Source organism: Gardnerella lacydonensis (genome assembly GCF_048545055.1).
Taxonomy (GTDB): domain Bacteria; phylum Actinomycetota; class Actinomycetes; order Actinomycetales; family Bifidobacteriaceae; genus Bifidobacterium; species Bifidobacterium vaginale_C.
This window is the reverse complement of sequence record NZ_JBKQXT010000006.1, coordinates 50,543-61,887: the sequence shown is the minus strand read 5'-3', so window position 1 is coordinate 61,887 and position 11,345 is coordinate 50,543. Positions and strand designations below refer to the sequence as shown.

Here is an 11,345-nt window from a genome sequence, read left to right as displayed (position 1 = left end):
AAGCATCTGAAACTTGCCATGGCGAAGTCTCTAAAAGTTAAGTCTAAAGAAAATCAAAGTATGTTCCATGCGCCTAACCAAGATTGTTCCTCTCATCTCAAGTATTCAAAAAGTTTTTAAAAAAAAGAATCTGGGAATCATCTTTGAAAAATGCTTCGGGGGGGGGGGGGGTATGTACCCCCAAAAGCTATAAACATTTGTTAGTTGTCTTCAAAATTTTTTCTAAAATGTTATAATGATTTATCAAAGGGTGACTACATCATTATAGATGTACGCTATAAGACTTTGTAAATCTATTGTTAAAAACTATAGGGCTTTGAGAGCCGCGGTCGGTGCGCAAAGCAATATCAAGTAAATCGAATTAAACTCACGAAAGAGGAGAACATGACTACAAAATCTGGTAAACACGCCAACAAGACATCTGGTTCTGCAAAGGATAAGGCTGCAAAGGTTGTTGACATGCGTAAGGTGGCTGCTCTTTCGGCTGGAGCTGCTGGCGTGATTGCTGGCGCGGCGATTGCTTTTGGCGCAACTCCTGCAATGGCTGCGGAGGCGAATCCTGCGCCTGTTAATCCTACTACACCTGCAAATACGCAGAATTTAGTTGATGCTAATAAGGGCAATTCTAAGACTTCTGATGATTCTAAGGCTACTAAGAAGAATGAGGCTTCTAAGGATGAGACCACTAACAGTGAAGTGAAGAAAGAAGCTAAGAAGGAAGAATCTAAGGAAGAACCTAAGAAGGAGCAGACTAAACCAGCTGAGCAGTCTGTAGCAAAGACCGACGGTAATACTGATGTTACTAAGACTGAGACTGGGTCGAAGGTTGAGAGCACTGCGTCTGTAGATAATCAAGATGCAAAACAGGATTCTGAAGAAACTGGCACTCCTGCGGGATCTGTTGTAAATAAGCGTACAAGGCGTTCGCTAGATGAAAAGAAGCAACCTGAGCCTACTAAGGATGCTCAGGCTGAAAATCAGAATCGCGCTTCTAATGGTGACACAAAAGAAGTAGCTTTCTCTAGTCAAACAGGTGAAATGCCGAACGTTTATGGCTTTGGCACAGTGGATAATCAGTATGATGAGCAACTCGCAAATAATCCTATAATATTTAAGCTTCCTAAACAGAAAGATGATAATGGAGCAGATAAGGCTGTTACGCGTGTAGCTGTATTTCCTTCAACTTCAAACCATATTAATACCAAAAGAACTGCAGGAAGTATTGATTTTGATTCCGACAATAACGGACATCAGCCATATTCTGGCGAATATGTGTTTAACAAGAACAATGATGGTTCTGCAACACTTACCATGAATAGGATTTTCCGTAAAGATGAACGTGGTGATTCCAAAGGTATTAAGAATGCGCAAGGTTATTCTGCAACGCGTTCGATTCAGATTAATCCAACTCCAATTCCTGGAAGTGCTAAAGAAGATGCAGTATCAGATCAATTCAGAGCGGCTTTGTTAGTACCTCCGAAAAGTGCTGGAACTATTGTTAAAAAAGTAAGTGATATTGCTATCACAGAAAATGATGTCAACAATGCTATGGATGATGCTAAAAAGAATGGCAAAACAACGCATGTTGGCAAGAGTGGTATTGATGGTCTATCGCTAGAGGAGCAAATTCAAGCGTTAAGCAACAAGCTTGGTAAACGAAAGTTAGATACTATCGATGAGAAAATTCCTACTAGAAGCAACGAATACGATAAGAGTGCATTAACGAAAGCAAATAGTAAAGTTGGTGTATCAATCGTAGATACTCATTTCGTTACTGATCTTGGTTTTAAGTCGCAGGCTATTCCGCTGACTATTGTGCGTTATAACGATGTTATTGATAAGCCTGTTGTGAAAGACCCGACTAATCTTTCGCAAGATGTAAAGAACGAAATCGCACAGAAGCTTGCAAAGATTAACGGCGTAACGCCAGATAAGATTTCGTTTGTCGGAGATGAAGCTGTTATCGGCTTTGATGGGGTAGATGAAAAGGACGCTCCTAAGATTAAGCTCAGCGACCTTGTGTTGAAGAAGCTTAAGGACGGCGAGTTTGCTGTTCCTTCAAATGACAAAGCGGTCTTTGTTGCTAACCCGCTCGATTACTCAACCGCGGAGCTTAACCGAATCAAGCAGGCTATTTTTGATGCCAACAAAGGCAATAAAGAGCTTGGTCTTACCAGCGTAGATCAGATTTCGCTTGAATATCTTAAGGGCAATTTTACTAAGGCTGGTAAAGGTAATCAGGGCATCTCGAACGGTCAAGCGGAAAATACAATTACCGTTAAAATCAAGACCGATAAGGCGGTTGCCGAGTTTACATCTAATGTAAAAGAGAGCAAGCTTACAAAGCTTCCAAATATTCGTACGGATTACGACGTTTCGTGGACTAAAACCAAGATTGATGGTCGCGACACCGACGAAGGTATTTCTTGGAGTAATGATCAGAAAACCACTATCATCTACCGTTATGATCCAACCACAGCACAAGAGTTTGATACAACAAAGATTCTTGGTTTGCTGAAAGCTAAGCCAAAGTATGGTAATTCTGGTTTGCGCGAGCTTACAGGCGGCGAGCTGCTTTCCTATGAAGGTACAGGGAATACCGCGCAAAAGTCGCACATGCACTATGCGTTGCAAAATGGCGAGCCAACGGGCGAGCTTACGCTTGGCAATATGGACGGCGCTTATTGGTATGGAAATCAGAAAGTTTCTAATTCTGATGTAAACCTCGGCGATAATTTATCAGAAGCTGGTTCGTATACATGGGATGAAGAAGCTGGCTCTGTAACGGTGGCTGCTAAAAAGGGCAAGATTTTCAAGGCACGTCTGTTTGTTGAGCCGTATGCAATGTCGTACTATAAGGATGTTTATCTGGAGAAAAATCGACATCCAGGCAATACGGCAAAGGCAATTAACGTTATCTTTGTGCCGCAGATGAATCATAAGACAAGTGATTTGGAGAAGTCGGTTAAGGAGCACAAGACTGTTGCTGTTGATGGCAAGGATGTTCCAACGCAGCATGAGTACTACAACGCGTCGGACAAGGTAAAGAGCGACTATGATGATGCACTCAAAGTTGCTAAAGCTTTGTACGAGCAAGTTAAAGATACAAACGAGTCTGACCTTACTGAGAAGCAAAAAGCTGATATTGACAATGCGACTATTAAGTTAGATAAGGCTCGCAAAGCCCTTGATGGCGACGCTACCAACAAGGATAAGCTGAACGCTTCGATTGATGCCAATGGTAAGGCTCAAGAAGGCGCTACTGCAGCAACTCCTGGCACTGTAACTACTGACAGGTATAAGAACGTCACGGATCCTGACTTCAAGGATGCAAGTGGCAATGCTGATACCAAGAAGAATGAAGCAGCTAAGAAAGCCAAGGAAGATTACGACAAGGCTCTTGAAGACGCTAAGGCATTAAAGGACGACCAGAACGCCACACAGAAGGCTGTTGATGCTGCCAAAGCTAAGCTTGACGCAGCTCGCGAAAAGCTTAACGAATTTAGCACTAACAAGGACAAGCTTAACGCTGCTATCGCTGAGCATGGCAAGGTAAACACGGGCAAAGCGACTGAGACTGATCCTGCAGAGAAGCTTAAGACTGCTGACCCAGCTTATCAAAACGCAACTGAAAAAGAGCGTACAGCTTACGATAACGCTGTAAAGAAGGCAAACGAACTTGCCAAGGATCCTAACGCTTCCCAAAAGGAAGTCAATGCCGCCATTGAAGCACTTGAGGCTGCTAAGAAGGCTCTTGATGCTAAAGCAACGGATAAGTCGAAGCTTATAACTGCCGAAAAGCTCAGCTTCGATAATCCTGATCCTAAAAATGCAAACAAGCAGAGCACCTTCTACAAGAATGCGCTTAATAAGCAGACTAACGGCGCTAATGATCAAGAAAAGCAAGCTGCTAAAACCGCTGTTGACAACTATAACAACGCGTTAGATAAGGCTCGCGAGGTTCTTAAGAACGATAAAGCAACTCAGGCTGAAGTGGATGCTGCTAAAGAAGCGTTAACCAATGCCGAAAAAGTATTGCATGAAAAATATGCAAGTAACGCTGATGAACTTACGAAAGTTCTTGCGGATAACTTTAGCGGTTACCTGATGCCTGCGTACTTCAATGCTTTTGATAAGGCGCATGCTGGCGATAAGGATGCTGCTGCTGCATTCAAGAATTACAACGATGCCTATCACAAAGCTAAGGAGCTTAAGAAAAATCTAGAAGATGCTAAGACTGCTGGAACTGCTCCAGACCAAAAATTGATTGATGCAGCTAAGACAGCTCTTGAGGAAGCACGTAAAGCCATCGACAAGTATGCAACTAATACCAGCAGGCTTTCGGCAGCTGTGTTTAATGACCTTGCAATACAAAACAGCCCAGCATATAAGAATGTATCCGCAGATGATGCAAGTGCAGATGCAAAGGCTGCTAAGACTAAGTATGACGATGCCGTAAAGAAGCTACAACAGGCGCTTAATAAACAGATGCCTAAGGATAAGCAAGGTAATACAGAAATCCCAACTTCTAATCCTCCTGAAAAGGATATTGATGTTACTAAGGCAGATGCATTGAAGAATATTCAGGCACATGCACAAGGTGAGCCTCTGGATAGGGATATTGATGCAATCCTTAAGGAAATGAACGCCGCGGCTGATGAGTTGAACAAGTTTGCAACCAAGACTGACGAGCTTCTTAAGTCTGTTAACGAGGACGCGGCCACGCATCCAAGTCCTGCGTTTAAGAACGCCTCGCTGCCAAACTACCAAAAAGCTGATGGCTCGGGACCGGATGACACCAAGAATGATGCCGCTAAAAAGGCTGTAGATGAGTATGGTAAAGCTCTTAATGAAGCTAAAGACTTGCTCAAGAATCCTTCTGCAACTCAGAAGCAAGTAAATGACGCTAAGGATAAGCTTGACAAAGCTCGCAAAGAGCTTGAAAAGTACAACACCGACACCACCAAGCTCGATGAAAGCGTGAAGAAGCATGGCGATACAGAGGGTACTGCGCCTACAGAAGGCACGCAAACTTCTGATGCGTACCGCAATGCGTCTGATCCTCACTTCATGAAGGAAGAGGGCGGTAAGCTTGTTCCTGATACGGATAAGAACACTAAGGCTGCGGCAGCTAAGAAGGCGTATGATGAAGCTTTGACAAAAGCTCAGGAGCTTTTGAAGAAGCATGGTGATGCAAATACGCCGCAAGACGCAAAGCCAACTCAAACAGACATCAACAAGGCGCTTGATGATCTTGATAAAGCACGTACTGAGGTTGAGAAGTATAAGACTGACACTTCTAAGCTTGAGGCAGAAACTAGGAAGTCTACTGCGGAGGGTGCTCCTGCTGTTACTGAAGACGACTTTGAGAATACGCCAGAGTTCAAGAACGCTAAAGCTAAGACAAGTAACGGTGCGGAAAACGCAGATGTTACTGCTTACAAGAATGCTCTCAAGAAAGCGCGTGATCTTGCAAAGGCTGCAGCAGATCAAGACAAGAAGAACAGCGAACATCCAACGCAAAAGCAGATTAACGAGGCGCTTGATGCTCTGAAAGCGGCTAAGAAGCAGATTGAAGACAACTACAAGACCAATCTTGAGCCGTTGACTTCTGCTAAAGACTTTGCAGATGGCGACTTCAAGAAGACTCCTGAGTATCAAAATGCTGTTGCTAAGAAGACTGCTGGCGACCAAGGTGCTACAAATGACTTAGGCGAAGCTGGCAAAGAAACTGGTTTCGATAATGTTCTCGATAAAATCAAGCAGAAGCTTAACGATGAAAACTGGAAGAAGACAGCAACCCAGAAGTCTGTAAACAACTTGCTAAAGAAGTTGCAAGAAGCTCAAGACAAGATTGCGAAGACTTATAAGACTGATGCAACTCCGCTTTCTAACGAAGTCGGTGACAAGGATGCACAGGGTAAGGATGTAATACCTCCGTTTGAGGCGTCTGTTCCATACAAGAACGCGCTTGAAAAAGCGAAGACAGAATCTGAAGAGGATGCCAAGAAAGATGATTCCGCAACCAAGAAGCTGGAAGCTTACAACGAGAAGCTCAAAGCTGCGCAGGATCTTATAAACAAGGTGAATCACCCTGATCCAAACGCGAAGCCAGAAGATCGTCCAACTCAAGCGCAGGTAGATCAGGCTCTGACTGATTTGCAAAATGCTAAAAAGGCAATTGACGAAAAGTTCAAGACCAACGTTGATAAGCTCCAAAATGAAGTTGACGACAAAAACGAGGATGGCTCTGCGAAGCAAGACACCGAGAAGTTCGAAAACTCTACTGAGTATAAAAACCTTAAAGGCAAGATTAAAGGTGATAAGAAGCCTGATGACCTTGTAGCGTATGAGCAAGCTTTGGCTAAGGCTAAGGAACTCATCGACAAGAACGATGGTAAGGTCACGAAGGATGGCCAGGAAGTTGACGTTCCAAAGGACCAGCTGCCAACTCAGCAAGAAGTTGACGAGGCTAAGAAGGCTCTTAAGGAAATCAAAGACAAGATTCTTGCTAACTACAAGACCAATCCGACCGAGTTGCAAATGGAAGTCGACAAGTCTAAGGACGGCGACGACGACCAGCGCGATACCACGTTTGAGAACACTCCTGAGTTCAAGAACGCCGATGCTAAGAAGGGTGAAGACGGCAAGGATAATACCGACATGGCGGCCTACAAGAAGGCTCTTGAGAACGCTAAGAAGCTCCTTGATAAGTTTGACCGTACTACTGGCAAGCCAAAGGCTCTCAAAGCAGGCGAAAAGGCTCCAACTCAAAAAGAGCTTGACGACGCTCTCGATGCATTGCAAGCCGCTAAGAAGAAGATCACTGACGGCTACAAGACTGATCCTTCTAAGTTGAAGTCTGAAGCGGATGCTAATGACACCTTTACCAAGACTCCTGAGTATCAGAATGCTCAGGCTAAGGGTGATGATGCGTCTAAGAATGCTCTTGACGCCTACAAGAAGGCTTTGGAAGACGCGAATAAGGTTCTTGGCGATAAGAATGCTACTCAGAAGCAGGTTGATGATGCTTTGAAGAAGCTCCAGGATGCTAAGTCTAAGCTTTCGGATGGTTATAAGACTGATAAGACTGATCTGACTGCTGAATCTGGTAAGGATCCTGATTTCCGTAAGTCTATTCCGTTTATTATTGGTAAGGCTTCTGATTTGGCAGAGTATCAGCAGGCGTTGAATGATGCGGATAGGGTGCTTGAGGATCCTAATGCTACACAAGCTCAGGTTGATCAGGCTCTTCGTAGGCTTCGTGATGCTAAGCAAAAGTTGATTGATTCTTATAACAGGCTTATTAATAGTGGTAGTGGTGTTGGTAGTGGTTCTGACCATGATTTTGGAACCGATACCGATGTTAATACTGGTGTTGGTGTTAACGATGTGAATAATACTAGTGTTAATAATATTGCTGATAAGGGTGCTTTGCAGGCTGAGGTTGATGCGGCTCTTGGTGATGTTTCGGCTAATGCTAATGGCGTAGTGGCTGATTCTAGCTTGGTGAGTGAGTTTAATGCGGCTTTGAATTATGCTCGTTCAGTGTTGGCGGACGCGAACGCTACTCAGGGGCAGGTTGATTCGGCTTTGGCTCGTTTGCGTGCTGCGCGTGCAGCTTTGCGTGCTGGAATGCTCGCAGCGCGTAATTCTGCTGGAATGAATCTCAAGCGTGGTGACGTGAGTGGTGTTAATACTGGCGCTAGCTCTTCGGTGTTTGCTGCTTTCGCTGCGGTGTTTGCTGGGCTCGGAGTGGCTGGTGCTGCGTCTAAGCGTAGGAAGCATTCGGCTCGTTAGTTTAATCTGTAGCAGTGTGTGATGCTGCTACGATTGGAGTAATGTGAATTAATGGCTTGGAGATAATCTCTTCAAGCCATTAATTGTTTTCTTCTTTTCCACATTTTGTTTGGTGTTGTAAAGAAGAAAACGACAAGTAACATCTTGAAGAACATTCCGAAGAACATACCAGTGAATTTAGTAATTTTTCACAAAAGTGTTAAAATTCCTAACTGTGACTTATGCAAAGCAAAATTGCACTATCGCGAATAATCGCCAGTAGTTGTGATTGCAAAAGTCAAAAAGAGAAAATAGTCTAAAAAATAATCTAAAAAACAGTCTAAAAGGTCTAAAATTAACCAAAATAGACGAAACACGGGAGCTTGTTCTATACAGGCTGAGAGGGCGAAAGCCGACCGTAAACCTGATGCGGGTAATGCCGCCGTAGGGAAGGAGTATTATGCGAAATATTCGTATTATTGGTGCAGGTATCATTGGTCTAGCAACAGCTTGGAGACTTACAGAAGCTGGCGTAAAAGTTAGCATAATTGATCCAGATCCAGTCTCTGGCGCTTCTCATCATGCTGCCGGCATGTTAGCTCCTACCGCAGAAATGCAATATCAGCAGGATGCCTTGTATCCACTCATGTTTGAGTCTGCAACTATGTATAAGGAATTGGTTGATTCGGTTGCAAAATACACCGATAAGCCAACTGGCTACTTAGAGTGCGGATCTTACGTAATTGGCGGTGACGCTGCAGATAACGAGCACGTAAACGAGTTGCTAAACTTGCAGCACCGTTACGGACGTAGAGCTGAGCATATTTCTGTGAGTAAGCTTCGCGAAATTGAACCTGCGCTTTCACCGACGATTGCAGGCGCTGTAAGCGTTCCGGATGATCATCAGATTAATCCTCGTCAGTTTACTGCAGCAATGATTGATGCACTTGAAAAGCGTGGTGTTGTTATTGAGCGTCGCGCAAGCACTCCAGACGATTTGGGTCCAGACACGGTTTTGGCATCTGGTTTGGGTGCTAAGGAAATGCTTCCTCAGCTCAAGCTTCGCGCTGTGTGGGGCGACATGATTCGTATGACTATTCCAGAGCCTTTGCGTCCAATTTTGAGCTCTGTAGTTCGTGGATTTGTGCATGACCGCCCAGTGTATTTGGTGCCTCGCGCTAAGGAAACAGGCGAGCTTGTGCTCGGCGCTACTTCTCGCGAAGACGACCGCGATATTCCAAAGGTTGGCGGTGTGCTCGACTTGCTTCGTGATGCTGCAAGCGTACTTCCTGGCATTCAGGAATGCTCGATTACTGAGGTTACCGCTGGTGGTCGCCCTGGAACTCCAGACGATTTACCATTCATTGGCATTGATCCTAAGACGCATACAACGATTTCCACCGGTTACTTCCGCCACGGCATTTTGCTCACAGCTTTGGGTTCGTCTTTGACTACAAAGCTTGTGCTTGAGCAAGAGTTGACTGAGAAGGAAAAGGGCTTCTTGGAGAGCTGCAATCCTGCTCGCTTCTAGTGACGCAAGTTTCTAGAAACGCAAGTTTTAATAGACGTTAATAAAGGTTGAATTATGCAAATCGTCGTCAATGGTGAAACCACTCAAGTGAAAGATAACTTGACTATTGCCCAACTTGTTGCACAACTCTACGGATCTGACTCAGGTTTTGGCATTGCGGTCGCCATTGGCGACGATGTGCTTAAGCGCGCACAATGGGAATCAACCATCATCTGCGATGGGGATAAAATCGAAATTCTCAGCGCGGTTCAGGGCGGCTGATCCACAATAGGCGGATGACGCTAAATAATTTGAGTATAGTTTCAAAAAATTTATATAAAAGGCTTAAAATGACGGAAAATATAGAAAATAATGAAGAAAATGTCGATACTTGGCAGCTTTGCGGTAAGACCTTACACTCAAGGCTTTTGCTTGGCACTGGCGGCATGACAAGCATTGACATTATGGAAAAGTCACTTGTTGCTTCAGGCGCGGAAGTAGCAACTGTTGCTTTGCGCCGTCACGCAAAAACTGGCGTGGATATTTACGGTATGTTGCAACGCCATAACATTAACGTTTTGCCAAATACTGCTGGTTGCAAAACTGCGCATGATGCTGTTCTTACAGCAAAAATGGCTCGTGAATCACTTGGAACTGATTGGATTAAGCTCGAAGTGATTGCAGACGACGATACTTTGCTCCCAGATACTCGCGAAGTTTTACTTGCTGCAGAAAAGCTAGTTGAAGAAGGATTTAGCGTTCTTTGCTACACGAATGACGACCCGATTGTGGCTCGTCGCCTTGTGTCACTTGGCGTGAAAGCTGTTATGCCAGGGGGTGCTCCAATTGGAACTGGACTTGGTATTTTGAATCCTCGAAATATTGAGCTGATTGTTCAAGAAAGCAAGGAAGCTGGCGTTCCTGTGATTTTGGATGCTGGCGTTGGCACTGCTTCCGATGTTGTTAAAGCTTTTGAAATTGGTTGCTCGGGCGTGCTTCTTGCAAGCGCTGTAACTCGCTGCCCAGATCCTGTAAAGATGGGTCGCGCAATGGCTGCTGCTGTTACTGCTGGAAAGCTTGCTCACGATGCTGGTCGTATTCCTAAGCGTGAGCATGCGCTCGCGTCTTCGCCTGTTGAAGGTCGCGCTTGGGCTGACGCAGTACTGTAAATTTTGTACTGTAATTGATTCAGCATATTCAGCATGACGATTAATAAGATTTATGACAACCTGCAGGAGCTTGAGGCGGAACGCACTTGCCGCCACTTGCTCCTGCCAGGCTTTACGCATGAACATCAGCAGTTACTTCGCGATGCGAAAATCTGCATGGTTGGGGCAGGTGGACTTGGTTCGCCGTGCTTGCTTTCGCTTGCTGCTGCAGGAGTTGGTGAAATCACGATTTGTGACGACGATGTTGTAGAGCTTTCTAATTTGCAAAGGCAGACTTTATACACTGTGGACCAGTGTGGCAAGTCGAAAGCGCAGCTTGCAGCTAAGCGCTTGCAGGCATTATCTCCAGGTTTAAAAATCAACCTTGTAAATAGATTTAATGAAGACAACGCAAAACAACTTGTAGAAAATCACGACTTAATAATTGATGGTTGTGATAATTTTGCTACGCGCTTTTTGATTGCGGATGCTGCTTGGAATGCTGGCACGCCAGAAATTTATGGCTCAGTTCTTTATTATGAAGGTCAAGTAAGCGTTTTTGTGCCAGGAAAAGGACCTACTTTGCGTGACTTGTATGCTTGCCCTCCGCCTAAAGAAAAAGTGCCAAAATCGGCTGTATTAGGCGCAACTGCAGCTATTGTTGGCGCAATGATGGCAACGGAAGCAATCAAGATTATAACTGGTATAGGAAAGCCGCTTATTGGGGTTTTGGCGCGATATAACGCCATTGATAACTCGCTTCGACATTTTAGATTTGCGTGAACTTTGCGAAAAGTCACAAAAGTTGAGTGGAGTAGTATTAAGTTTTTGCGAAACGCGCACCAAAATATTTGACTTTAATAACTTGAGTGTGTTAGACTCAAGTTTTGTAAAAAGAAAAAGTGGCT

At 44.5% G+C, this 11,345-nt stretch carries 5 protein-coding genes; all 5 read left to right on the top strand.

Annotated features, from left to right (window positions below; all coding sequences use genetic code 11):
* The first annotated feature begins 384 nt into the window (after positions 1-384).
* The 5 genes from ACJV45_RS06320 to ACJV45_RS06300 all read left to right on the top strand — a co-directional run bounded on the left by ACJV45_RS06320 (position 385) and on the right by ACJV45_RS06300 (position 11,220).
* Positions 385-7,800, top strand: a complete 7,416-nt coding sequence (locus ACJV45_RS06320) for a peptidase (RefSeq protein ID WP_419397907.1) — start codon at positions 385-387, stop codon at positions 7,798-7,800.
* Positions 7,801-8,239: 439 nt separating this feature from the next.
* Positions 8,240-9,310 carry a glycine oxidase ThiO gene (gene thiO / locus ACJV45_RS06315; protein WP_004118154.1) on the top strand — a complete coding sequence of 357 codons (1,071 nt, stop codon included), beginning with the start codon at positions 8,240-8,242 and terminating at the stop codon, positions 9,308-9,310.
* A 54-nt stretch (positions 9,311-9,364) separates the two neighbouring features.
* Positions 9,365-9,571: a sulfur carrier protein ThiS gene (gene thiS, locus ACJV45_RS06310; protein WP_004118156.1), complete on the top strand. Its 207-nt coding sequence runs from the start codon at positions 9,365-9,367 to the stop codon at positions 9,569-9,571.
* Between the two features lie 68 nt (positions 9,572-9,639).
* Positions 9,640-10,458 carry a thiazole synthase gene (locus ACJV45_RS06305; protein WP_174143113.1) on the top strand — a complete coding sequence of 273 codons (819 nt, stop codon included), beginning with the start codon at positions 9,640-9,642 and terminating at the stop codon, positions 10,456-10,458.
* A 33-nt stretch (positions 10,459-10,491) separates the two neighbouring features.
* On the top strand, positions 10,492-11,220 hold the full coding sequence (locus ACJV45_RS06300; protein ID WP_020760070.1) for a HesA/MoeB/ThiF family protein: 729 nt from the start codon (positions 10,492-10,494) through the stop codon (positions 11,218-11,220).
* Positions 11,221-11,345: the final 125 nt, after the last annotated feature.

Bases quoted from the DNA above. Each gene is read 5' to 3' on its own strand.
- ACJV45_RS06320 (WP_419397907.1), top strand. From the start codon at position 385: ATGACTACAAAATCTGGTAAACACGCCAACAAGACATCTGGTTCTGCA.
- thiO (WP_004118154.1), top strand. From the start codon at position 8,240: ATGCGAAATATTCGTATTATTGGTGCAGGTATCATTGGTCTAGCAACA.
- thiS (WP_004118156.1), top strand. From the start codon at position 9,365: ATGCAAATCGTCGTCAATGGTGAAACCACTCAAGTGAAAGATAACTTG.
- ACJV45_RS06305 (WP_174143113.1), top strand. From the start codon at position 9,640: ATGACGGAAAATATAGAAAATAATGAAGAAAATGTCGATACTTGGCAG.
- ACJV45_RS06300 (WP_020760070.1), top strand. From the start codon at position 10,492: ATGACGATTAATAAGATTTATGACAACCTGCAGGAGCTTGAGGCGGAA.